Here is a 24,522-nt window from a genome sequence, read left to right on the forward strand (position 1 = left end):
GATGCGCTCGCCAGTACCTCGACAGCCGAGAAGCGTCAAAACTACCTCTCGAGTAGGGTCCGGATCGCCTCGACCACTTCGGCAGGCGCCTCTTCTGCCATGAAGTGACCTGCGGACAGCGTGCGGTGCTCGAGATCGGGCGCCCACGCTTTCCACAGGGCCTCGGCGTCGTAGCCGAGCATCGAGCCCCAGTCCTGCTGAATGACCGTGACCGGCATGTGCAGTTGGTTGCCCGCCTCCCGATCGGACTGATCGTGTTCGATGTCGATGCCTGCCGACGCCCGGTAATCGGCAACGATCGACGGCACCGCCTCCCGTGAGGCGCGCAGGTATTCCGCCCGCACGTCTACCGGAATCGCTTCGCGGTTCTGCGTCCACACGTCGAGAAAGTACTCGAAGAACGCGTCGGCGCTGGCGCTGATCATCTGCTCGGGAAGACCAGGTGGCTGAGCCATGAGATAGAGATGGAACGCCACAGCAGCATTCGATCCATGCAGGATGTCCCACATATCCAGGGTGGGGAGCACGTCCAGCGAGCCGAGTTGCGTGATCACATCCGGATGATCCAGCCCCGCTCTGACGGCAACCAGTGCGCCACGATCGTGGCCGACGAGGGCGAACTTCTCGTGTCCCAATTTCCTCGCCACCTCGACGATGTCGGCAGCCATTGTTCGTTTGGAGTAGGTGTCCGGGTTTTCCTCGACCGGTTTGTCGCTGGCTCCGTATCCGCGGAGATCCGGGCAGATGACGGTGTGATCCGACGCCAAGGCAGTGGCTACGTGACGCCACATGAGGTGAGTCTGAGGGAAGCCGTGCAGAAGGACGAGTGGTGTTCCGCTTCCGCCGACCGCGACGTTGAGCCGCACTCCGTCTGCTGTGGAAATCTGCTGGTAGTCGAAGCCTGGAATGGTGATAGTCATCGATCGCTCTCGTTAGTCGGGGTGATGGCAGGTCGGGGTGATGGCAATCAGCTTCGCCGCAGTCGATGAGCGTTCGATGAGCGCGATAGCGTGGGGAAATGCGAGACCACACATTTGAAGCCCCGGCTTTCGGAGTGCTCGGACCCGTGGTCGCGTGGAACGAGTCTTCACACCAGATCGATCTGAAGGGTCCACGACACCGAGCGGTCCTCGCTCGTCTCGTCGTCGCCCGCGGCCGTGTTGTTCCCGTGGACGTGATTGTCGACGACCTCTGGGTCGATCCTCCGTCCGGCGCTACCAGCGCAATACGTACGTTCGTTTCCGCATTGAGGCGTGTGCTCGAACCGGATCGCGCGCCGCGAAAGAAGCCGAAAGTCATTGTCACCGAAGGGCCCGGTTACGCCTTTCATGCAGCACCCGACGCGGTCGACGCTTGGGAATTCGAAAGACTGGTGCGAGAAGCCGCAGATTCGACGCCGGCGCAATCACTCGAACTGCTCCGAACCGCGCTGCAGCTGTGGAGAGGGCCGGCCTACGCGGAGTTCGCCGACGAGCCTTGGGCCCGAACGGAGCGATCACGCTTGGAGGAACTGCGTCTGACTGCCGTCGAACGCTTGGCATCCGCGCAGCTCGATCTCGGGCGAGCTGCCGAAGCGATTCCCGATCTGGATGCCCACGTGACGGAACACCCTTGGCGCGAGGAGGGTTGGCGACTACTCGCTCTGGCGCTGTACCGGTCCGATCGTCAAGGCGATGCTCTGGCAGTCCTACGTCGCGCACGGAAGTTACTCGCCGAAGAGTTGGGCATCGACCCTGGTCCACGACTGAACGACCTCGAGTCCGACATTCTCCGCCGGGAAACCCGCCTGGATCCTGTAGGGGCAGAACAGATCTTCAGTCAGGTTTCGGCAGCGTACGACCGGACCGTAGCGGCAGGATCGAAATCGAGATTGGAGTCAACCGTCGGCCTCCTCCGAAGTTTGGCAGTTGCGGGCGGAAGCGGACTCGAGACTGCCCGAAACCAACGACTGACAATCATCGGCGCCGCTGAACAATTGGACGACGTCGAACTCACCGCGCGGATCATCGGCAATTACGACGTGCCCGGGATCTGGACGCGATCCGACGATCCTCGGCAGGCTACGCAGATCGTCGAGACCGCTCAGCGCACTCTCGATCGACTTCCGGCCGGCAACGAACCCGCTCGGGCGAGACTGTTGGCGACAATCGCACTCGAATCGCGCGGACTGCCCGGTCATCACGGTCTCGAATGTGCCCGTGCCGCAGTACAGATCGGTCGCGCTCTCGACGATCCAGGGCTCCTGGCCTTCGCTCTGAACGGATTGTTCATGCAGACGTTCTGGACTAACGGTCTGGCCTCCGAGCGCGACGACATCGGCCGTGAACTGGTCGACCTCGCCATTCGACACGGCCTGGCTACCTTCGAGATCCTCGGCCATCTGATCCGCATGCAAGCCCTCAGCGCCCTTGGGCAATTCGATGCAGCCGAGCTACATTCCGAGACGGTTGATCGATTGGCCGGACGTCACGAACGCCCGTTGGCAGCGGTGTTCACCACCTGGTTTCGCGCTATGCGTACTGCCGCTGCCGGCGCGGAGGCCGCGCACTGCGAGAAGCTGTACGAAGCTGCGGCGGTCAATCTTTCCGATGCCGGCATGCCGGGTCTCGCGGACGGCATACTCCCTCTCGCAATTCTCGCCCTCCGCGTATGGCGGGGACTGCCGGCGATTTTCGACCCGACCACGCAGTGGGGCCCCTACGAATCCTGGGCCCGGCCACACCTGCTCATCGCACAGGGGCAGACGAACGAAGCAGCGAAGGCCGTCGAGGCATTGCCGGACCCGCCCGAAGACCTACTCTCCGAGGCACTGTGGTGCTTGACTGCCGCAGCGGCGACTGCAGTCGGCGACCGTCGAGTCAAGGAGCGTGCGCGAGCGGCGCTCCTACCTGCCGCCGCCGAAATAGCCGGCGCCGGAAGCGGAATGCTCACCGTGGGACCCGTCTCGCACTACCTGGCCGAATTGGAGCAGGGCTGAACCGTCAGGTGAATGCAATCACCGTCTCACCCCACGCCTCCCGGATCTCGCGGTCGAGATCAGCGACGACGGCATCGCGTTTGTCGATCAACAGTGTCGAGCGTGTGTCGGTGTCGTAAGTGGGCCACCCCGGGTCCGCACCCAGTTCGCGATCGTCCCCGGCGTCGTAATCGCCTGCAGCTCTGGCAAAGTCCAACCACCTCGCCTGCATGCGCTCAGAGACATGACGCGCCGCGCTCAAGCCACCCAACTTGTAGGTAATGTCTCGTGCCCCGTGGTTGATGTTGCCGAAGACGTAGGCAAGTTCGGTGCCGTGGGTCGCACCGATCTTCAGCGCCTTGAGCATCGGCGGCGCGTAGTCGAAGCGATACAACCACGTCGGCGCAACCTTGCTGTGCGCCTCGGCGATCCACAACGTAGGCAGCCGGAATCCGAAATCACGGGTCAAACCGAGACCGGCGCCCAGCTTGGACAGTCCCGAATACGCGCCTTCGATTTGAGAATGATCCGGTAGCTCGAGTCCTGGATGCTCGTCGGCGATCTCCGCGAACATCGACGTGATCACGACGGGATCGATCGGCATCAACGGCGACTTCATCATCCGGAAGAGCGAAGATTCGTCCTTGTTGGTTCCGATGATCAGCGGAATCGGGTGTGCATTGCCGTGACGGAACGCGCGCACCGGGTAGTCAGGGAGCAGATCACCGTCGACGATCGGCGCGAACGCCAAAGTGCCAGGCGTCTCCTGGGGGACGCGAGCAAACAGTTCGTCTGACGGCCCGATCAAGTCTTCGGCAGACGTGGACCGCAACAGACCCAGATCGCTTCCGCCGCTGAAGATCTCGAGAAACAGCTTCGCGACGATCTCACCACGTTCACTACCGTACACCGAAGTGGCGGGCGAACTTTCGGCAATAGCGCGATGAAACAGGCCGCGAGCGGACGGGACGGTCATCAGCGTCGTCACCGCGCCGCCACCTGCCGACTCGCCGAACAACGTCACTTTGTCGGGATCGCCACCGAAAGCCGCGATGTTGCCTTGAACCCATTGCAGCGCTGCAATCATGTCGCGGAGAGCGACATTGGGCTCGAAGGTATGTTCACTCGAATTGAAGGACGAGAAATCGACGAAGCCGAACACACCGATGCGGTAGTTGATCGAGACGACGACAACGTCGCCGTTCTCAGCCAATGTGGTTGCGTCGAAAAGTGGTTGGCTGGACGCTCCGCGGAAATACGCTCCGCCGTGAATCCAGACCATCACCGGTTTACCCGGCGCATCAGAACCGACGGGGCCCGGTGCCCACACGTTGAGGAACAGGCAGTCTTCGTCCATCGGAACGTTCTCACCGAGCGGGATCATCGCGAGCCGACTTTGCGGCTCACACGGTCCGAATTCTGTTGCGTCCTGGACCTCGGTCCACGGCTGCGGCGGAACCGGCGCGCGAAATCGCAGCGCACCGACCGGAGGTGCCGCGTAACGAATCCCCTTCCAACTCGACACCGAGCCTTTCGTCGATCCTCGAACCGGCCCGTACGTTGTCTCGACTACCGGCGCTTCGCTGGGTGTGATCGTCATTCGATTTCTCCTCGAAAACAAGTTGCTACTTCGACAGGGCTTCGACAACGTGCGAGAGTTCCAATGCTGCCAGCATCAGGAACAAAACGGTCATGATTGCCGCATTGTGGCGGATCAGAGTGCTTTTGGTGGCGCTCAGTGCATCGGTCACCTTCGCCGAGGGCACGGCAGCCAATGCTGACAGCACGATCAAGGCGATGGACGCCGCTACCGCGAACAGAACGGAGTACGCGACCACTGATACCCAGCCGAGGTGCCCGCCACCGATGATCGAACCTGCCTTGAGTTCGAGCGGCAGGTTCTTCGCGTTGGGTACGGTCAACAACAGTCCCAGAACCGCAGCTTTGGCCGGTTGCATCGAGTCGATCTGCGCCAGCCACGACGGCATCGCCGGCTCGGCATCGTCTTTCGGACGGCCACGCCAACTCGAGTACGCGAGCGCCAGAAAACCGACAGTGAACACGACGGCGAACACCGTCTGGACGGTATGCGCGCTGCCACTGGACTTCGATTCCACTCCGGTGGTCGAGAGTGCCGTCGCTGCTGTAATCGCTGCCGCGGCCAGCACGATGCTCGCGGTGTACGCGAATGCATTTGCCTTCGCCCGAGTGGACAGCAGGATCGCGATGATCGCAACCAGAGGAATCGGGCTGATGACGACGCCGGTGGCGAGTGGGATGAGCTGCGCAGTAATCGATTCCATTTCTGCGACCGTACAAGCGGCCAATCCGGCCATTGGCGAAACGTTCGGCCTCCACGACATCGCCACTCACGGTGTCACAGAAGCACGGCTGTGAGGACCACACGGTCTTCCTCTTCGACAAGTTCGAGGGACGTTACCGTACCGGCGAGCGATTCAAGCCCGATCCCTGAGTCCCGTGCCACCGGCATCCGACCCGGCGAGCTGATCCGCACTACTACCGCCCGAGCATCGGCGAGTGTCACCTCGAGGAAGACGGGCCCTCCTGCACCGTGTTTCACGGCGTTGGTCAGTCCCTCCGACAGGATCTCCACCACGCTGTCGAGCCGAGCGGAGCCGGAACCGATCACCGCCCAGACTTCGTCGTCGACGTGACTGACGACCGGAATTGCGTAGCGCCACACCGTGACAAGATCATCGATACGCTTTCGGGCATCGGAGTCAGCCGGCTGATCGGATGACGCAGTCAGGTCGCTTTCCAAGCCGTCGAGAATGTGGGCAATGGTTGCCGCAACATCGACTGGGCGACCGGCAACGGCGCCCGAAGACCATGCGGCCGCTACGAGTTCGCCCTGCACCGACGAGTGCAACAACCTGGCCAGTCCACGTCGGGTGTGCATGAGCTCGGCATGGATACGAGCTGCATCGAGCGCTTGCCGGCTCAGGGCACTGCGGAGTTGACGCTCCTCGTCCTGACGCTGCGTATCCGCAGCCCTGATCAGGCAGACGGACAGCGCAACCAACGGGTAGACGGCCATCGACGAGAGATAGAAAGTCGGGGTACGGCCGAACACCGTCAGGAGCAGCCACGTCGCGGTACTGCTGATCAGCGCACTCGAGCAGTACACCGCAGAAAGAGTCGCGATCCGTCTCAGAGGGCCGTCTCCGCTGCTGACAACTCGGCGAGCGCACGCATTGCCACCGACGAAGAGCCAGAAACCGACGCCGAGCTGGACCGCCGTGAACGTCACGCCGTAAGTCGTGAGCAGGTAGACGGTCACCAGTGCCGTGTACGCGAACACCGGTACGTACAGTGGCGCCGGTTCAACGCTGCGTACGACGCCGATCAGTCGATCTCTCGCCGTCAGCCGCACAGTCGGCGTCGGTGATTCGATCGGGGGAATCTCCCGGAACAGTCGATGACTCATCGGGCGAACCACGTCGTCGGAGATTCGCTTCAAGAGAGCTGCTCCTCGCACTCCCTCGAGTTCCGTTTCAGCAACCGCGTGCATGACCGTCTCGATACTGCGCTCGAGCTCTCGCCGACACTGCGCACGGGTTTGGCCGAGGCGGAATCGATCCCGGGTCTGTTGGAGTTGGACGGCGGCCCCGGCAACCTTCAAACTCCGTTGCAGCGCGAGGCGGTCACGGAGAGCGCTTACCAGTACGGCGGTCAACGACAAGAAGACAACGCTGCACACGACGTTGAGTCCCACACGGACGAGCATCGGTCTGGGGTCGACGGGGAGTTCGAGCGAGCGGGTGATCGCGTCGAGGACGAACGGGCGGATCGCGCCGATCACTGCGAACAGGGCCAGGGCTGCGAGCTGCGATCGGTGTGCTGCAAGAACAGCCCTCGCCATCAGCAGCATCAGCCCGACGACGCAGTGGGTCGCGAAGGCGCCGACTGCCATCACGCCTACTTCGCGCACCCCGGTACACAGGTAGTAGTTGGCCATCACGGTCACCGCGAACGGCAGCGTCAGAATCCAGGACCACTTGGTGACGATGTTCCGATCACCGAGTCGAAGCCACCACTCGCGCGGGTTCACACCGAGTCGGTCACTTCGGGCACACCGAAATGGCGGATGAAGATACTCGCAGCAAGCACTCGCGGATTGGTGGACGAATCGTGCGTCAATCCCAGGCTCTCGAGAGTGCGCGCGATGAGCTTCTCCACACCTCGGATCGAGGACCCACGATGCGCTGCGATTGCGCTGTTCGACCACCCGAGCGAGATGTAACGCAGAAGATCGAGCTGTGATCTGGTGAGGCTCGACAAGGCGGAGTCCGGATCACTCCCGAGCGCCGGTGGCTCGGTTTCCGTCAACGCGGCCTCCACTACGCCGATCAACTGATCCGCCGACTGGACAGCCGCCTTGTCCACGAACAGCGATTTCGGCGGCACACCCGCAGAACCTGGCGCTGTCGATGCGTTGGGGTAGTTCGTCAGGAACACGATCGCGCAATGCGGAGCCTTCACGGTGACGATGTTCGCGAGATCGACGCCGTTCGGCCGCACGCCAAGGTCGATGTCCGTGACCAAGAGGTCAGGATCGAATCCGTCGAACTCCGTGAGCGCTTCGACCGCCGATCCGGCCGTATGGACCACGAACCCGGCGTGTGTGAGCGTGTCACCGACGAGCGCACGCATCAGTGGTTGGTCTTCCACCACCAACACCCGTCGCACCCACTGGCTGGTCTCCATGACCAGAGATTAACCGTTGGGAGAGTGCGTATTCGACCGAGCAGGTGGTGACGGATTCCGAGTAACACAGCAGTTATCAACCACGCGGGTTCCAAGCATTTCGCCCGATATGTCCCAAGCGTCGGAGCGCAGGGTGTTCCGAGTACACACCCCTTCGACCATCAGGACGGGCCATGACCGCACCGATCACCCCGAAGAACACCGCAGTACGACGAGCCACTTTGCTGGCAGTATGCGTGAGCACCGCAATGCTCATGCTCGACATCGCCGTCGTCAACACCGCCCTGCCGTCGATCGCATCCGATCTCGATACCGAAGTCAGCGCCCTGCAATGGGTGATCGACGCGTACACGCTGGCATTGGCGACGGTGGTTCTCAGCGCCGGATCGTGGGCAGACCGACGGGGTCGACGCCATGTTTTCATCATCGGCATTCTGTGGTTCACCACGGCATCTCTGTTCTGCGCTCTGGCGCCGAACATCTGGGTGCTCGACCTCGCGCGGGCCGCTCAGGGTATCGGCGGTGCCGTACTCTTCGCCTGCTCACTTGCCTTGCTGGCGGACGTGTTCGAGAAGGGTCCCCAGCGCGCGACTGCTCTGGCTGCATACGGCGCCACGATCGGGGGCGCGTTTGCCGTCGGCCCACTGGTGGGCGGGTTGCTCACCGAGTTGTTGGATTGGCGCGCAATCTTTTTGATCAACGTTCCGATCGGGTTGATCACACTGGCGATGACGGTGCGGTGGGTTCCCGAGTCACGCGATCCTCGGCCTCGCCGCGCGGACGTGCCCGGGCAGATTCTGGTGTCCACCGGCCTGGCAGCTCTGGTGTTCGGTTTGTTACGCGGTAACGAGGATGGGTGGTTCGAGCCGCAGCCGATGATCGCCGCGGTGATCGCCGCGGCCGCCATGATCGGTTTCTCCCTGCACGAGCTTCGTACCACCGAGCCCATGCTGCCCCCGCATCTGCTCGCCAATCGGGCCTTCGCCGGAGCGCAGATCGCAGCGTTCTCGATCTCCGCCTCCCTGTTCGCGGTGTTCGTCTACACGACCATCTACCTGCAGAACGTGCTGCATCTGTCTCCCGTGGACGCCGGCCTGGTGTATCTACCGGCGACGATAGCGATGTTCGTCGTCGCGGGCGCCACCGCGAAATTGGACGGGCGCATCCCCGTCTCGGTCTCGTTGACGTGCTCGCTTCTACTCGTCTCGGTGGGGCTGGTCATGATGACCGTCGTCGACGTGACCAGTTCGCCGTACGCGATACTTCCCGGATTTGTTGTCGCGTGCGTGGGGGCCGGGGTGTTCAACCCCGTCATGAGTGGGTTGGTTCTGGGCGAAAGCACTTCGAACCATTCCGGATTGGCCGCAGGGATCAACGACGCGTTCCGGCAGACCGGCATCGCAGTCGGGGTTGCCGTGCTCGGCGCCTTCCTTCCGGCGCAGTCGATGCTGCCCGGCGGACCACCGGACGACTTTGTCGGTGGACTTCGGTTGGCACTGTTTGTCGCAGCCTTCATCGCAGCTCTCGGTGCGTTGGTCTGTGCGGCGACGCTGCGCACTACCAGCGTCAACCAGACTCTTTCCGAGGAATCCGAGCAGATGTTGACGAGAACTAGTTGACCGTTTTGTCCTGCATGTATGAATTTCGCTCCTTAGAATCGAACCGTCCTGCGTCCGCAGGTACGAGGGGAAACGGATGATCTATCGACTGCTCGGGCCGTTGGAGGTCGCACGGGGTCCGGCGACGAGCGACGTGATCGATCTGGGCCCTCGAAAACAACGAACGGTCCTTGCCGTTCTACTGCTCAACCGTGGTCGCGTCGTCTCCACCGACCGGCTGATCGATGCTCTCTGGCACGACGACGCACCGGCGAGTGCGATGGCAAGCATCCAGGCGTATATCTCCAACCTGCGCCGAGCGCTACGCGTCGAAACCGGTACGGCGTCACCGATAGTGCGTCAATCGCCGGGCTATGTCCTCGAGGTCGCTCCGGCAGACGTCGATCTGTCGGTGTTTCTCGACGACGCCGAAACGGCGCGACAACACGCTGAGAACGAACGGTGGCAGCAGGCTTTGACGACCGCTGACCGTGCCCTCGCCTCGGTCCGGGGGCAGCTTCTGGACGACCTGAACGACGCGCACTGGGTGGAGGTGGAAGCCGCAGCCTTCGAGGAAGTGCGGACCGAGTGCCGGGAGACCCGGATAACGGCGCTTCTGGCTCTGGGGCGCCTGGCACCCGCGCTGGTCGAAGCTGCTCAACTCTGTAGCGAGTACCCGTTCCGCGACCGGACCTGCTGGCTGCGAATGGTTGCCCTGCATCGGGCGGGCAGGTCACCGGAAGCCTTGGAACAGTTTCGATTACACGCGTCTCGGCTCGACGCCGAGCTGGGACTGGAGCCCGGCGGGGAGCTGACAGCATTGCAAGGCGCAATCCTGCGCCACGAACCCGGCCTGGCCGCCTGGCCGCGCACTCCGGGATGGACGGGGGCCGAACAAGTGTCGGTCCCGGCTTCTCCCCCAGCCGTAGCAGCGATGCCCGAGACGGATTCCTCACGCTTGTTCGTCGGGCGCGACGCTCAGACGATTGTCGCCGACAAGATGCTCGACGACGTTCGCCGTGGCTCACCTCGCTGGTTGATCTTGACCGGCCCCGCCGGCATCGGCAAGACACGATTCGCCGAGGAGTGTTCGTCGAGAACAACGTCCATTCGAGGAGCCACCGTCTGGGCACGTTGCCCGGAGGACGACGGAACGCCGCCGTGGTGGCCGATCCGCCGACTGGTTCGGGAACTCGGAGCCGACGCCGATTTCGTACTGACGCCGCCGACGGACATCGATCCGGACGAAGCGAGATTTGCCGTCTACGAACGGGTTCGCACCACCATCGAAGCTGCGGCGAAAGATGCACTGTTGACCGTCGTCATCGACGACATTCAATGGGCCGATCCCACGTCCCTTCGTTGCCTGACCTACCTGGTCGGCGCAATGACCAGTGCCAGAGTCTGGTTCGTGTCGACGCTCCGAGACTCGGAAGTCGGGCCGGCAGTGCGCAAGTTCGAAGAAGCCGTACTCCACGGCGAAGGAAACCGAACCATGATTGTGCCGGCGCTCGCGCAGGGCGAGGTTGCAACACTCGCAAGGTGCGTCTCCGGGGACTGGCTCGACGACGCGGAGGCGCGAACCCTGGCGGAACGAACCGGCGGCAACCCGCTGTTCGTCTCGGAGTACGCCAGGCTTCCCCGGAACGAGCGACTGGGCGACGGCATCCCCGTCGCCGTTCGATCTGTCCTCGGTCGACGGCTTGCCGCAGTGGAACCGGCAGTGTTGCACGCTCTTCGGGTTGCCGCAGTTATCGGCGACGCCATCGAGGTGTACACACTGGCCGCAGCCACCCGTCTCGATGTCGACACTCTCGCCGACCATCTCGACGCGGCTGCTGATGAACGAATCATCGTCGCGGACTCGGCAAACGGCGGTTACGTCTTTGCTCACGGCCTTCTCCGAGACGAAGTCCTCGAAGCGATACCCACGCTTCGTCGCCAGCGGATACATGCCCGAGTTGCCGAAGTGCTCGAAAATTCCTCCGATCCGGACCGGCTGAGCCGCCGCGCGCAACATCTGATGTCGGCACTTCCCCTGGTCGATCCACTCGTCGTTCTGGAGGCATGCACGGCTGCAGCTCAGGATGCGACCGATCGGTGGAGTTCGGAGACCGCGGCCGAGTGGTGGGAGGCAGCTGTCCGCGCGTTCGACTTACTTCCGGTGTCCCAGCAATCCGCTGACGATCGGGACGACCTGCTGGTGGCCAGAGTCGAGGCCCTCGCCCGCGCAGGTCGAGGGCAGACAGTTCTCGACGTCGTCAATGCCGGTCTCCTCGAGGCTGTTCGGGAGGGGCGAACCTCCGCCGTCGGACGATTGGCAGGCGCATTACTTCGGGCCGCCGGTGCGTGGCCGTGGGTTTCCTACGGTACCGATCCGGGACCACTGCTCGAACGGCTCGCGGCGGTCGAGCCCTTGGTCGAGAACGACAGTTCAGCTCACGCACGGGTTCTTGCTGCGCTGGCGGTGGGAAGTTGCTACCACCCCGAAGCCGAGATCCCGAATCGATGGAGCGCCCGTGCTCTCGACATCGCCCGCGAACTCGACGATCCGGATGTGATCGCGGACGCGCTGCTCGGACGGATTCTGCTTTTCTCCGGAGTCGCGGTGCACAGCGCGGAGTCCATGCGCCTACTGCGCGAGCTTTTCGAACTGCCGCACCAACAATCGCGTGTCGACAGCGTCGTCGCACACGCCGTCGCGAGCATGACGGAGATGAATCTGGCCAATGTCGATGCTGCCGTCAAACACGTCAGGCAGGGGATCATCGGCTGCGAGCTACTGAGACTCCCGGTGGTTCGGGTCCAATTACGCTGGATGGAAGCAACTCTCGCCGAATGGTACGGAGACTTCGCGCAAGCCCGCCGACAGTACGAGACGGCCAGGCAGATCCATCTGCAAACGGAGTTGTACACGGCTGGCAGCGCAGATCTGGCGTTCAACACTCTGGAATGGGAGCGAGGTGCGTTGGCCGAATCTGATCCCGGTGTCGTGGAACCTGATTCGTGGACCATCGCCATCGACGCCGCCCGAGGCGAGCGCGAGGCCACTTCCGACGGCATCAAGAAGTGGCTGATCAATCGCGGGCCACAGACGTGGACGACATTGGGACACCAGACACTACTTGCACGCGTCGTGGCAGATCTGGAACTGGTCGAATACGCCGACACCTTCATCGAACTTCTCTCGCCACACACCGGCTGCATCGCAACGGTGGGCCATGTCGGTGAACTGGGCTCGGTCGCCGAAGCCTCCGCTCGGCTGCACGCGCTTCTCGGTCACGTCGAGCAGGCATCGACTCTCCTGGATCAGGCCGAGAAGATCGCAACTGGCTCCGGTGGAGCACCAACACTGCTGCGCTGTCGACTGCTTCGGGCGCTGCTTCGAGAGCCGTCCGCCGAACGTGAACGGGAGCTGACGGAAGTGGCGGCCGAATCGGAGACACTCGGCATGCGGGGCGTAGCTGAACGAGCGCGATCGACATGGCCCTGAACTGCGAGAATGCGCTTGGATAAAACTTGGATCCGCTCGGGATACATACGTCAAGAACCACCCAAGCCTGTTCGGACATCCTTCCCTTGACCGAAAGACGGATGAGGAAAGGAAGACCATGAACCTTCAAACCCCCACGCTCGACGCCGCGGTCGAATCACTGCGCGCAGAGGTGACCGGCTCCGTTTCCCTGCCTGGCGAAACGGGATACGAGTTGGCGATTCCGTGGAATGCAGCGGTTCCCGTCGCGCCTGGCGCTGTGGTGGCAGTCGAGAGCGCGCAAGACATTGCCGCAACGGTGCGATTCGCGGCGAAGTTGGGTCTGCGCGTCGGTGTTCAGCGCACCGGCCACGGCGCGGTCCCTCTCGGCAGTGACGTTCTCCTCGTCCACACCGGCAGGCTCACGGAGTGCGTCGTCGACCCCGAAAACCGCACTGCCCGAATCGGCGCGGGCTTGATCTGGCAGGACGTCATCGACGCTGCCGCACCCCACGGCTTGGCGCCACTGGCAGGTTCTTCACCCACTGTCGGAGTCGCCGGCTTCCTCACCGGCGCCGGCATCGGCCCGTTGGTGCGCACGTACGGGCTGTCGTCGGATCACGTTCGTTCGTTCGACATCGTCACCGGCAGTGGCGAACTCATTCATGTCACCCCCGACGAACATGCCGAATTGTTCTGGGGACTGCGCGGCGGCAAGGCCACACTGGGCATTGTCACAGCCATCGAGATCGACCTACTACCGGTCACCCACTTCTACGGCGGTGCACTCTATTTCGACGGCGCAGATGCAAGTGCGGTCGCGCACGCCTGGCTGGACTGGGGCGCCGACCTGCCTGAGCACAGCTCGACCTCTCTTGCCTTTCTGCAACTTCCACCCCTTCCACAGGTTCCGCCACCGCTGGCCGGCAGGCTCACCGTCGCGGTCAGATTCGCAAGTCTTGCCGAGGAATCCGATGCCAAGTCACTGATCGACCGAATCCGTTCAATCGCAACACCCTTGATCGACGCAGTCGGTGTGCTGCCTTATGCCGCCCTCGGGGCAGTGCACGCCGATCCCGTCGACCCGATGCCGACGCACGAATCCACGGCATTGACCAACGAGCTGTCACACGAGGCCGTCGACGCACTGCTCGCCGCTGCCGGCCCCGGATCCGGTTCACCCCAAACCGTCGTCGAATTACGACTCCTCGGGGGCGCCCTCGCACGGGAACCTGAGCACCGCAGCGCCTTCTGCCATCGTGACGCTGCCTTCTCGCTGTTCACCGTCGGAGTTCTTGCCCCACCGATGGTCGACGCGGTAGTCCCGCACGCCGAGACTCTCGGACGAACGATGGCGCCATGGACGAACGGGCATGCACTGCCCAACTTCGCGCCGAGCGTCGACCCGGAGAAGATCGCCCGCACCTACGACGAGGACACCGCTCACTGGCTGAGCGCTTTGGCGGACACGCATGATCCGCAGGGAGTCCTGGCCGTCGGTCAGGTCATGCGCCGGATCGCCTGAACTTCGCCAACTCTCGCAACCGGACCAGATCCCAGGCGTGCCGGGGGCGACGGATGCCCGGTCGATCTCGGGGGACTCTGACCCTCAGCGCCTGCGGACTGACCGTGCATCTGACCGGAGTTGGCATCACCAGCGCCTCGCCGTCGACGCCGACCGGAATCTCGTCGGTGTCGGCGTCGACGATCACCTCGAATCCGGTGCCCTGAGCCAGACCGTGTTGATGCGCCCGATGGAGCAACCCGATGGCCTGACGTGCACTGCTGACGGAGATCGCGACGATTCCGAGAGTGCCCCGGTCCAATCGCGGCCGATGACCGAGCCCCGCCAGGTCGTTCATCTCGTACGGGCCGTTGCTGACAAGCACAGCCTGTGGACCCACCGCGGACACGCTCGGGGAGCGCGCGGTCAGCACCGCTCCGGCACGTCCGGCGAGGAGATCCGGGAGCATCTGCAAGAAGGTGCTGGTCTTGGCGTCGCGGTACTCCGGACTCTGGACTACCTCGGCGTACGCCCCGAACGATGCGTTGTTGACGAAAGTTCGACCGCCGACATTTCCCAGATCCACCGTGACCTCGACGCCGTCGACGAGCGCGTCGAGGCACCGAGATGGATCCTCGAGATCGAGCCCCAGATCCGCGGCGAAGTGGTTGCGCGTTCCCGCACTGACGACGAGGAAGGGCAGGTCGTGTTCGGCCGCGACAGCAGCAACCAGTGCCTGTGTTCCGTCGCCACCGGCCACACCGAGTAGGTCGGCGCCGTCCGCGACCGCCTGCCTGGCCAAGGCCGTCACGTCGATCTTCTCGGGCCCCTCGAGCAGTGCGACCGTGGCCCCCAGTTCCTCGGCCTTGCGTTTCAAGTCGAACTTCTCGACCTTGCCACCACCGGAGTTCGGGTTCATCACGAAGAACGGCTTGACGGGCGGCGGTGCCGGTCGCTCGACAACCGGCAATTCCTTCTCCTCCCCCGCCAAGGCGGTGCGAGCGCAGATACCGGCTACCACGAACAACCCGATCGCGAGCAGCACCACCCACAGGAGTCGTTCTCGGACCAGGAACGTGAGCACCACGATCGGGGTCAGTACCACCATCGCCAACGAGATCCAGCGGAGGAATCCGCGGGTGGTCAGAAACCAGTACACGGCCACGACACACACGACCACCCCACCGATCCCCAGGATCAGCATGGTCAAGGCTTTCAGTCCGGCGAAGATCAGGAGCACCGCGACTGCAAGAACCAGGGCCGCGAAGGCTGCGCGCGCCAACCAACTCTGTTTCGACGAGGGCCGATCCGTGTGGGCAGAGGTCGTCATCGAGCCACCTCCCCGCGATTGTCATTTCGGCCGGTACTTCGACGCTATCCCTTCGAAGCAGGCCAGTCACCTACCGGCAAGAATCTCGCGATCGCGCACTGCTACTTTATGACGACACCTCGTCATAAAAAGGAGTAGCCGTGACAACACCGCCGTCCGAAGCGTGGGAATCCGCCGAAGGAACCCTGACCGGCATTCGGAAAGCGGGACTCCACGGACTACGTTGGACGGCCTGGTTGGCCGGCGCGACAGGTCTCGCACAGTTGGTGTCGATCGGGCTGAACTTCACCGACACTGTCAGCGGAATCGTTCCGGCCACGTACCCGCCTGTAGATGTGGCGTGCAGCGTCGTCGCGCTCGTTCTTCTGGTCGGCCTGCTTGTCGGCCGCCCCAACGGTCCCGCGATGTTGTCGAGTCTCGCCCTCCTCATGGCCATGCTGATGGCGCCCACCCTTCACAAACATGCACCCGAGTCGCTCTGGCTGGCGGCGGCACACGCCGTCTCGGTCGTCGCCGTCATCACGCTGTCCGTGATGACCTCGCGGTTCTCCAGTGCCGAGTTGGATCGGTCGTGACACCGGATTCACCCCTCTCGCTTGCAGCCGAGGAATGGATCACTGATCTCACTACCGCGGAGATGGAGCGATTGCGCAAACGCACGACGCTCACACTCGCCGAAGAACAAGAGGTCTGCCGATCCGTACGCTCGATCGCGCAGCAGATGATGCTCGCACCCGTATCGATGTGGCAAGGTGATCCGCGCCTTGTTGCGGACCTGTTCGACCTCCCCGTGACCGTGAATCAGACCCAGGAGGATCGACCATGCCGAAGTTGACCGGTGGTGCGACAACCGCAGAGCACAAAATCGCCACCCGAGAAGCCATGTTGGACGCATTCATTCGCGAACTTCACGAGCAGGGCTGGCAAAACGTGAAGCTGCAGACGGTGGCCCAGGCGGCCGGCGTCTCGCGGACAGCGGTGTACAACTACTTCCCCGACAAATCCGCGTTACTGCTCGCCTGGTCCACACGCGAGATGGACAGATTCCTACTCCTGGCCGAGCGTGAACTCGCGGACCGCGAGAATCCTGTGGACCGACTCGAAATCCTCGTCAAACTGACACTCGTCGAGTTCTCACTGCAACGATTCACAGGAATCGCGTTGGTCGAATTGTTGTCAGCGCAGGATCGCGAAATTTTCCTCGAACATATTGTCCCGCTGTCGGTTCTGGTCGAACAGCTCGTTCAGGAAGGTGTCGACGCCGGTGTCTTTGTCGATTCCGATGCTGCCGCATCCGCGCAACTCATCCTCGCCTGCGTGGAAAGCCGACGGCCGATGCTCATGGCCGGCGACCGAGTGGACGCCGTCGTAGCGACCACCGTCCCGTTCATCATGCGCGCGTTGGGCGTTGCGTGGCCGGCCTCCCTCGCGGCCGAACCCTCCGATCGCTCTGCTCACGATCGGTAGGATCGCAGGTATGCATTTCGACCTCCCGCCCATCGATCAGCAAGCCGAGCGATTGATCGAACTCGGTGTTCACGAGATGGCCGGACTTTCTGCCGGCGATGTCAGGGAGGCCGCAACCGGGCACGGTGATGTCGGACTACTCACCGTGCACGAAAAACTGGCTCCGGCTTCAGTTCTGACTCCGTTGCTCGAGCTCGGGAACAAGCGCGGATTCATAGTCGTCGACATGGCGGACGTCGATCTGTTCACCCCCACCGAGCAGTCAACGCTGCCCGAAAGCCCATTACATCTGCTCAGTGGAGTCGACCGCGGGGATCACCTGGCCAACTGGAGCCCGGACGAAGCATTGCCCGCAATCGTCGACGCACACCGTACGCCGCTGACGCTTACCGAAGGCATCCACTGGCTGTTGCAGCGCCCCGACATTCTCGAACGCGGAAAGTGTTTCATGACCATCGGCTCCCGACTGCGCAAACCTGACGGATCCTTCGACACCAGAACTCCCGCCGTGTGGATCAGCAACGGAACCGGTCGCGACGGCAAAGACAACCGCAACGCCCCGAAAGTCGGGTGGTGCTGGTGGGGTAACCGCCACACGTGGTTGGGGTTCGCATCGGCGAGCGACCGGGTACCGCTCCCGAACTAGAGCACGGTTGCGCGGTCGAATCGGTACCGATCCTTCCACGGCATCTCGGCCTCGAGCATTGCAGCGGCAGAAAGTAATTCCGCGTCGCAACCCCATTTCGCCGAGATCATCACGCCGAGTGGAACGCCGTCTTCCGTCCAACCGAGTGGCAGACTGATCGACGGGAAACCGGTTGCATTGGCGACGACGGTGTTTCCTGTGAAAGCGACCATGTCGATCAGTTCGGTCGCGGGGTCTTCGTCGTTGCGCAACTCCCCGATCGCAAGCGGCGGCTTCGTCACAGTCGGAGTGACGACAAGGTCGGCGTCGGCGTAGTCGAGACTCCATCGCCGCGCCCAGGCCTGAACAATACCGATTGCCGCGGCCAGCTCACCCGAAGACACCTGGTTTGCTTGAACTCGCAAGTGCTGCACTATCGGACGCAGAAGGTGTTCGTACTCCTCCGGGATCGGCTTGGTTCCCGCCAAAGACGAGAACATCTTGACGAAAGCATCGATGAAAATGTCATCGCGAGCCTGCGGTCGCTCGAACACGTTGTGGCCCAGACCCTCCAGCACAGACCCAACCTTCGATACAGCAGCCGAGAGCTGCGCATCCACGGCTCCGCCGGAGACCGATCCGTGAGCAAGAGCGACGGTCAAGGGGCGAGCCCGAACTCCCCCAGCCTGTACGACGAACTCTTCGAACGACTTCGGCCGAGGCGGGTGGATAGTTCCGGCGCCGGGTCGCGTCGCCAGAACGTCCAGCAGCGCAGCGGTATCGCGAACTGTCCGGGCGATCGGCCCCTTGCTCGCAAATCCGAAGTTGTCATGCCCCGCCACGCCCATCGTGATCAAACCGCGGCTCGGCTTGAGGCCAACGACTCCGCACGTACTTGCCGGCGAACGCAACGAACCGGCGGTGTCACTTCCCTGTGCAAACGGCACCAGACCAGCGCCGACGGCGGCAGCAGCGCCGCCACTGCTGCCGGCGGCACTCCGCGTGCGATCGAACGGACTGCGAGCAGGCGGAGCGACTTCCGGCTCGGTGTAACAGGCTGCCCCGAACTCGGGCACCGTCGTCTTCCCGATGTCGATCAACCCACCTTCTCGGATCGCCTCGACGATCTCGTCGTCAGCGTCCGGCACGAAGTCGCGAAAGAGCGCCGATCCGAAGGTCGTGCGAATGCCGCGCGTTGCGTCGAGGTCTTTGATTGCCGTCGGAACGCCGAACAGACGCGGAAGGGGCCCGGCGTCCCGCTCGTCCAACCTGCGCTGCGCTTGTTCGGCGAGGGCGACTGCGTGCTCCCCGGCGATCGTCGTGAAGGCGCCGACGTCATCGGAAGTGGTCGCACGGTCGACGAAGTACCTGGTGACTTCGGGAATCGAGACCTGTTTGGCGGCGATAACACCGGCAAGTTCGACGGCGGACAGTTGATGGAGATCGGTCATCGGGCAGCGCTCCTTGGAGGTCGATGGACACTTGTAATTTCGATACGCGTATCGCTATTGTTGTCAGCATGGTATCCGAATCCACCAGCTCTGCAAGGGCTGGTCGACCAAAAGCATTGAGTCACAGACAGATTCTTGATGCCGCGGCAGAGATCGCCGATACGGACGGCCTGGATGCGGTGTCATTTCGAGTGCTCGCCGAACGACTCGGCATATCGCCGATGTCCGTCCACCGCACAACCGGCGGCATCGACGCCTTGAGGCGAGATCTGATCTCGACTCTCGTAGGCGAAGCCGTCTCGTCGATCGACTGGCCGACCGACTGGCGCGGGGTTGCCCGCACGTTCGCCTACGGCCTCCACGATCTCCTGATGCGCCATCCCCTGGTCCTGGAAGCCCATCGGCAGGCATCACTGGAAGCACCCGGGGCCGACGATACCGCCCACCGAGTCGTGAGCGCCCTTTCCTTGGCCGGCCTCGAGGACGAGCAGGCCACGTACGCATACGGCGCGCTGCATGATTTCGTCACCGGACACGTCGCAATTCAATTGGGACGCGGCGCTTTCGACAGCGCACCTGCCGATCGACGCGAGGCATCGGTGTTCGCACTTCATCACGATCCCACCCGAAGGTTCGAGTTCGGAGTCGCCCTCATCCTGGACGGTGTGGCGTCGATCGCGCAGCAAGGAACCACATCATGACGAGCAGCGTGACCACAACCGAAATTCGCGACGCGTCGGGGCGTCGTATCGCATTCTGCGAGTACGGCGATCCGACTGGCCACCCGGTAGTCGTGGCCCACGGATCACCTGGCAGCCGATACGAAGGGCTCTCACTCCACAACGCGTCTTCGACGGCAGGCATGCGGCTGATAGTCCCCGATCGACCCGGCTTCGGACGCACGGATCCGTACACGGACAAGGGATTTCATTCCTGGGACGACGACTACGTCACCCTGGTCGATCACCTAGAGTTGGACTCGGCCACACTGATGGGTTTCTCCGGAGGCGGCGGTTACGCGCTCGCAGTCGCTGCAGCCGTTCCCGAACGAGTCTCGAAACTGGTGCTGGCGTGCGCCATGATCCCCGGGGCACCGCGAGATACTTTGCGACGCAGAATAAAACTGGTATCTGCGTTGTACTTTGCCGCCACCTGGGCTCCCCGTGTGGCCGGCGCAATGCTCGCAGGAACCGGAGTGTTCTCCAAGCTACGCAGCGACTCAGTCTCGATCTGGCCGGCCGCCGATCAGGCCGTCATGACCGACGAGGTACATCGCCCCGCTCTCCAGTTGGATTCATCCGAAGGGATCGCACAGGGTGGATCCGCAGGGGTTGTCGACTTGGCTCGGTATCGCCACGAGGTGCCTGGACTCTTCCAATCGATCTCGGTACCAACGGTTTTCCTACACGGAACCGACGACGGAAACGTACCCATCGAAGTAGCCCGCTGGGCACACTCGTTGATTCCCGACTCTCGCTTCGAAGAGATCAACGGAGGCGGCCATCTGTTCGTCGTCGCCGACCCCACTCCACTCCTTCGCGCCCTCGCCTAATTCCCTCTTGACTCGAACGCGTGTTCGAGTATCCTTTGGGGAGGGGATCGGGGGATTCAATGAGTGTCTTGTTGTCGGACGTGGTTTCGGGTTCTGCGGTGGGGTTACGCGGACGGTTGTGGCAGTTGTCTGCTGCAGAGTTGCGCGCTGCTGCGGTGTCGGCGAGTGCGGAGATTCTGCGCCTCGAAGCTGTGCGTGTGGCGGTGGTGGACGAGTTGTCGTTGCGCCCGGATGATCAGGTGATTGCCAGCCGCGGAGTGGGGTCCTGGTTGGCGGCTAACACGATGCTGCAGGTTCGGGACGGGAAGAAGATCGCCGCGTTGGGTACTGGTTTGCGGCCGTTTCCGGCGGTGGCTGCTCGGTTCGATGGCGGGGATTGCTCGTTCGAGCATGCTGTGTTGATCGTGGCGTTCTGTGAATCACCACCTAAAGGCATGCCGGAGGAGGCGCTACCGAAGTGCATCGATTTGTTGTTGGCTGCTGCGTCGGGTGTGGAGGCGACGACGACGAAGGTGCGGAACGTGATCGCGACCTTGGAGCGGTTGTTCGAATCGGATGAGATCCCGCCCGCCGAGGATGTCGATCTCAATGAGTTGCGGATTGCTTCGACGCTCAATGGTCGGGTGGTGGTGCGTGGTGATTTCGATGCCCTCACCGGCGAAATGTTGTTGTCGGCGTTGTCGAATCTGACGATGCCGACCCCAGCACCGGACGGGACCCCCGATGCCCGGTCGGCGGCGAAACGCACCGCGGACGGGTTCACCGAACTGATCCGCCGGTATCTCGATTGCGCGAAAACCGGTACCGATGGTGGTCAGCGTCCGCACGTGAACGTGCACATCAACGCTCGGGATCTGGCCAAGCACCGGGACTGCGCCGCAACACCCTCCACTGCTGATGACGGAATGGCTGTATCGGATCTCGATGTCGGGCACATGCCCTGGCTCGGACCACTGTCCGTATCGCAGACCAGGCTCCTCGGGTGTGACTGTTTCCTCTCCACTGTTCTGCTCGACGATCACGGCGCACCGCTCGATGCGAAACCAGGAAAGAGGTTGGTCAACGCCGAACAACGGACTGCGTTGATTGCCCGAGACAGAGGCTGTGCGTTCCCGGGTTGCACATGCGTGCCCGCCTGGACGGATGCGCACCATATCCGGCACTGGGCCAACGGTGGCCCGACGGTGATGAACAACCTGGTCCTGCTGTGCCGTTCGCACCACCGGTTGATGCACCGGAAATCCGGGTTCGTCGGGAAGTGGGCGATTCGGATCGGTGTCGACAACAAGCCCTGGTTCATCCCACCACCCTCGATCGACCCCGGACAGCAACCCAGGCCGGCGAACACCACCTTCAAAACCTGAGAGGTCAAACCTCTTTGGCGACAACAGAACACGGACCAGCGCCGCATCGAGGAGACCTCGATGCGGCGCCAAAAGACATGCTCAGCCCAAGTCGGCGACAATCCGCTCGGCGAGAGGCCGTGACGACGCCGGATTCTGACCGGTGTAGAGCTTGCGGTCCACCACGACATAAGGCGACCACGCCTCAGCCTTCGAGAATTTGCCGCCCAATTCGCGTAGGCGAGTTTCGAGCAGCCACGGAGCCTTGTCCGCCAGACCAGCCTGCGTCTCCTCTTCGTTGGTGAACGCGGTCAGCTGATAGCCGTCGAACAGCCAGCTTCCATCGGGTCTCTGGGCCGGCAGGAGTGCCGCCGGCGCGTGACAGACCGCCGAGACCACCTTGTCCGCGTCCAAGAAGTTCACGAGAAGCTCACCGAAGGATGCCGACACCGCAAGATCCTCCATCGGTCCATGTCCACCCGGTACAAAGACCACGTCGTAATCGGCAGCATCGGCGTTCTCCAAAATCTCCGGCGAATCGAGCACCGGCTGCAGATCGGCGATGTACTTGCGCATACGGTCGGCGCCTTCTTGCCCGCCGTTCACCTCGGGCGCCAGGCTTCCCTCGTCCACAACGGGAGCTTTACCGCCAGGCGTCGCGATCACGATGTCGTAGCCAGCGTCGACGAAAACGCGATGCGCCTCGACCAGTTCTTCCGCCCAGTACCCGGTCGGGTGGGGTGTTCCGTCCTTCAGCGTCCAGTGATCTGCAGAAGTGACCGCAAACAACAGCTTTGTCATCGCGCAACCTTTCGTCGGTAAAAGGAACCCATTGGTGACAAGACACCATCTTCAAGGCCCGATCAATGAAATAACGTCCAGTCAGTGCAACACGCTGCCCTTGTGAGAATTCCTCACCACCGCAGAATCACGTCACCCGTCAGGTCCCGATCGGCTTGCCGAACAGTCCCGCGACGAGTTCACCAACCGCATCCACCCAGACTGGCCAGGTCCTCTGATCAAGCGCCATGGATCCAGCGTCGAAGGTGCTGCATCCCTGCTGAGCAGGCACACCAGCGAACCGATCGCGAAGCCACAGTAGAGCACTCGGCAAAGCGACGACTTCCATGCTGACATGCTCACTGAAGTGGTCTCTGGTGTAAACGACACTCGCAGAAGGATCTTGGCAATAGGTATCGACAAGTTTGTTCACCGGGCCAACAGGCACCAACCAGTCGGGATTCGACTGATAAATGTACATCGGCACGTCAGGAACAGACTTACCCATGGCAGCTCGGGAGAGCGCAGCTCTCACCGTGGGGTGTTGGACGGGATCTCCCGGGACATCGAGGAAGCCCTTGATGTTGAGGAAGGGCACTGCAGCTGACGTCCAGAGCATGCACAGGTTGTCCTTGGCAGCGAAAAGCGCTCGGCCGGCAGGGTTTATGTGCTGATCGATGAAGCCTGCAAGTTCAGGATCTTCTCGGCTCACTCCGATTACACCGGCAGCGACGATCCCGGCCCCTAGAGCGTTGTTGGCATTGTCGAGCAAAGCGCCGAGATCCGCGGCAACACCACCTTCGGCGACTCCGACGATATTCAGTTCCGGCGCGTACGCCTGCCGTATTTCAGCTGCGTGACCGGTAGGAATCGATCCACCCGAGTAGCCGAGCAGCCCTACGCGAGTTGACCGCCCTTGCAGCTCCATGGGTTCGAAGTTCTCAGCAGCACGAATACCGTCGAGCGTGATCCGGGCCGCGACGGGGCCGGAGGCGAAGGAAGAATTGGGTCCCTGATGATCGGGCACCGACAATGCCCAACCCTGCGCCAGTGCCGCCTGCACTTCGAGGAATTGAGCCCCACCGGTCGCAGCGCCCGTCACCAGCCACGGCAACGCGCCTTGCTGCATGACATACGAAGGTGCGCAGTAGTTTCCGAGTGAATCCTCTGCCATCTGAAAGGACAGCAGCGGGCGCGGGCCCCCATCGCGAGTGTCGCCACGCGGCTTGATCACTGTGGTGACAGCAGGAATTGCCTCGCCCGCAGCATTATTGGATCGATACGAGATCTGCCACGCATCCACGTTGGTCGGAATCAGGTTGAGAGTACCGAGATTCACCGCACGAGCGGCGATGATCTCACCCGGTTGCTTGGATTCGACGACCTCGACAGGCGGTTCATAGAAGGCCTGGTCCAGTTCAGGCAAAGGCGGTGCAACCGCAGGCGGCAGGGCAGGCTGGACCTGAATTTGGGCGGGAACACCTTCGTCCGGTGCCGCTGAGGCAGGTGCCGAAAGTCCGATCTGCCCGATTACTGCAATCACGGCAATTGCGAGGCCCCCGCGTTGTCGGTCAGTTGTCCAGCGTCGTCCCATACCAATTCCTCCCCGGAAAAGCACAGATTGCCTTGTGTTGCCGCAGTTCTCATCACGAGCACACAAGTTAGATGCGAGTGTCTAACACATTGAGGACGAGAGTAGAGCGTTGTGGGCCGGAT

Annotated in this window: 20 protein-coding genes; 11 read left to right on the forward strand and 9 right to left on the reverse strand. The window is 62.6% G+C overall.

Annotated features, from left to right (window positions below; all coding sequences use genetic code 11):
• Positions 1–41 precede the first annotated feature (41 nt).
• Complete coding sequence (locus tag ASU23_RS18185) at positions 42–920, reverse strand: alpha/beta fold hydrolase (RefSeq protein WP_003942926.1); 879 nt, start codon at positions 918–920, stop codon at positions 42–44.
• Between the two features lie 98 nt (positions 921–1,018).
• On the opposite strand from ASU23_RS18185, the gene ASU23_RS18190 reads away from it, so the two are divergent.
• Complete coding sequence (locus ASU23_RS18190; RefSeq protein WP_058038410.1) at positions 1,019–2,977, forward strand: BTAD domain-containing putative transcriptional regulator; 1,959 nt, start codon at positions 1,019–1,021, stop codon at positions 2,975–2,977.
• Between the two features lie 4 nt (positions 2,978–2,981).
• On the opposite strand, the gene ASU23_RS18195 is transcribed toward ASU23_RS18190, so the two are convergent.
• The 4 genes from ASU23_RS18195 to ASU23_RS18210 form a co-directional block, all read right to left on the reverse strand.
• Positions 2,982–4,556, reverse strand: coding sequence for a carboxylesterase/lipase family protein (locus ASU23_RS18195; RefSeq protein ID WP_003943103.1), 1,575 nt, complete (start codon positions 4,554–4,556; stop codon positions 2,982–2,984).
• Between the two features lie 25 nt (positions 4,557–4,581).
• Positions 4,582–5,259, reverse strand: a complete 678-nt coding sequence (locus tag ASU23_RS18200) for a GAP family protein (RefSeq protein ID WP_003942973.1) — start codon at positions 5,257–5,259, stop codon at positions 4,582–4,584.
• A gap of 74 nt (positions 5,260–5,333) precedes the next feature.
• Positions 5,334–7,028, reverse strand: a complete 1,695-nt coding sequence (locus tag ASU23_RS18205; protein WP_058038411.1) for a hypothetical protein — start codon at positions 7,026–7,028, stop codon at positions 5,334–5,336.
• Complete coding sequence (locus ASU23_RS18210; RefSeq protein ID WP_058038412.1) at positions 7,025–7,684, reverse strand: response regulator; 660 nt, start codon at positions 7,682–7,684, stop codon at positions 7,025–7,027. The genes ASU23_RS18205 and ASU23_RS18210 overlap by 4 nt, the downstream gene beginning before the upstream one ends.
• Before the next feature lie 173 nt (positions 7,685–7,857).
• On the opposite strand from ASU23_RS18210, the gene ASU23_RS18215 reads away from it, so the two are divergent.
• The 3 genes from ASU23_RS18215 (at position 7,858) to ASU23_RS18225 (ending at position 14,279) form a co-directional block, all read left to right on the forward strand.
• Positions 7,858–9,303: an MFS transporter gene (locus ASU23_RS18215; RefSeq protein WP_058038413.1), complete on the forward strand. Its 1,446-nt coding sequence runs from the start codon at positions 7,858–7,860 to the stop codon at positions 9,301–9,303.
• Positions 9,304–9,379: 76 nt separating this feature from the next.
• The gene (locus ASU23_RS18220) at positions 9,380–12,775 is read left to right on the forward strand and encodes a BTAD domain-containing putative transcriptional regulator (protein ID WP_082661420.1); all 3,396 of its coding nucleotides are present in this window, start codon (positions 9,380–9,382) and stop codon (positions 12,773–12,775) included.
• A 118-nt stretch (positions 12,776–12,893) separates the two neighbouring features.
• A complete protein-coding gene (locus ASU23_RS18225; protein WP_054188288.1) occupies positions 12,894–14,279 on the forward strand; it encodes an FAD-binding oxidoreductase in 1,386 nt (461 codons plus the stop codon).
• Here the strand turns inward: ASU23_RS18225 and ASU23_RS18230 are convergent.
• The gene (locus ASU23_RS18230) at positions 14,260–15,588 is read right to left on the reverse strand and encodes a diacylglycerol kinase family protein (RefSeq protein WP_058038414.1); all 1,329 of its coding nucleotides are present in this window, start codon (positions 15,586–15,588) and stop codon (positions 14,260–14,262) included. The two genes, ASU23_RS18225 and ASU23_RS18230, sit on opposite strands and share 20 nt — an antisense overlap.
• Before the next feature lie 140 nt (positions 15,589–15,728).
• Between ASU23_RS18230 and ASU23_RS18235 the strand changes: the two genes are divergently transcribed.
• The 4 genes from ASU23_RS18235 to ASU23_RS18250 are packed head-to-tail and all read left to right on the forward strand — an operon-like array spanning position 15,729 to position 17,701.
• Entirely contained in the window at positions 15,729–16,163 is a 435-nt protein-coding gene (locus ASU23_RS18235; RefSeq protein WP_058038415.1) for a hypothetical protein, read from the forward strand.
• Positions 16,160–16,423, forward strand: coding sequence for a hypothetical protein (locus ASU23_RS18240; protein ID WP_007730221.1), 264 nt, complete (start codon positions 16,160–16,162; stop codon positions 16,421–16,423). Before ASU23_RS18235 ends, ASU23_RS18240 begins: the two co-directional genes overlap by 4 nt.
• Positions 16,411–17,055 carry a TetR/AcrR family transcriptional regulator gene (locus tag ASU23_RS18245; RefSeq protein WP_058038416.1) on the forward strand — a complete coding sequence of 215 codons (645 nt, stop codon included), beginning with the start codon at positions 16,411–16,413 and terminating at the stop codon, positions 17,053–17,055. The genes ASU23_RS18240 and ASU23_RS18245 overlap by 13 nt, the downstream gene beginning before the upstream one ends.
• Before the next feature lie 10 nt (positions 17,056–17,065).
• On the forward strand, positions 17,066–17,701 hold the full coding sequence (locus ASU23_RS18250; protein ID WP_058038417.1) for a DUF5701 family protein: 636 nt from the start codon (positions 17,066–17,068) through the stop codon (positions 17,699–17,701).
• Here the strand turns inward: ASU23_RS18250 and ASU23_RS18255 are convergent.
• Entirely contained in the window at positions 17,698–19,131 is a 1,434-nt protein-coding gene (locus ASU23_RS18255) for an amidase (RefSeq protein ID WP_058038418.1), read from the reverse strand. The two genes, ASU23_RS18250 and ASU23_RS18255, sit on opposite strands and share 4 nt — an antisense overlap.
• 116 nt (positions 19,132–19,247) lie before the next feature.
• Here ASU23_RS18255 and ASU23_RS18260 point away from each other — a divergent pair, with 116 nt between their 5' ends.
• From ASU23_RS18260 to ASU23_RS18270, 3 genes are read left to right on the forward strand one after another with little or no spacing between them, the layout of a single operon-like run.
• Positions 19,248–19,832, forward strand: a complete 585-nt coding sequence (locus ASU23_RS18260; RefSeq protein ID WP_230359246.1) for a TetR/AcrR family transcriptional regulator — start codon at positions 19,248–19,250, stop codon at positions 19,830–19,832.
• Positions 19,829–20,683, forward strand: a complete 855-nt coding sequence (locus ASU23_RS18265) for an alpha/beta fold hydrolase (RefSeq protein ID WP_058038420.1) — start codon at positions 19,829–19,831, stop codon at positions 20,681–20,683. Before ASU23_RS18260 ends, ASU23_RS18265 begins: the two co-directional genes overlap by 4 nt.
• 59 nt (positions 20,684–20,742) lie before the next feature.
• Positions 20,743–22,047: an HNH endonuclease signature motif containing protein gene (locus ASU23_RS18270; protein ID WP_058038421.1), complete on the forward strand. Its 1,305-nt coding sequence runs from the start codon at positions 20,743–20,745 to the stop codon at positions 22,045–22,047.
• 81 nt (positions 22,048–22,128) lie between these two features.
• Here the strand turns inward: ASU23_RS18270 and ASU23_RS18275 are convergent, their stop codons facing one another.
• Together ASU23_RS18275 and ASU23_RS18280 are read right to left on the reverse strand one after the other, a co-directional pair.
• Positions 22,129–22,827, reverse strand: coding sequence for a type 1 glutamine amidotransferase domain-containing protein (locus ASU23_RS18275; RefSeq protein WP_047272333.1), 699 nt, complete (start codon positions 22,825–22,827; stop codon positions 22,129–22,131).
• A gap of 139 nt (positions 22,828–22,966) precedes the next feature.
• Positions 22,967–24,400 (reverse strand): lipase family protein, encoded by a 1,434-nt coding sequence (locus ASU23_RS18280; protein WP_116057683.1) that lies wholly within the window; start codon positions 24,398–24,400, stop codon positions 22,967–22,969.
• Positions 24,401–24,522 lie beyond the last annotated feature (122 nt).

Source organism: Rhodococcus sp. KB6 (genome assembly GCF_001445685.1).
GTDB lineage: Bacteria > Actinomycetota > Actinomycetes > Mycobacteriales > Mycobacteriaceae > Rhodococcus_F > Rhodococcus_F qingshengii.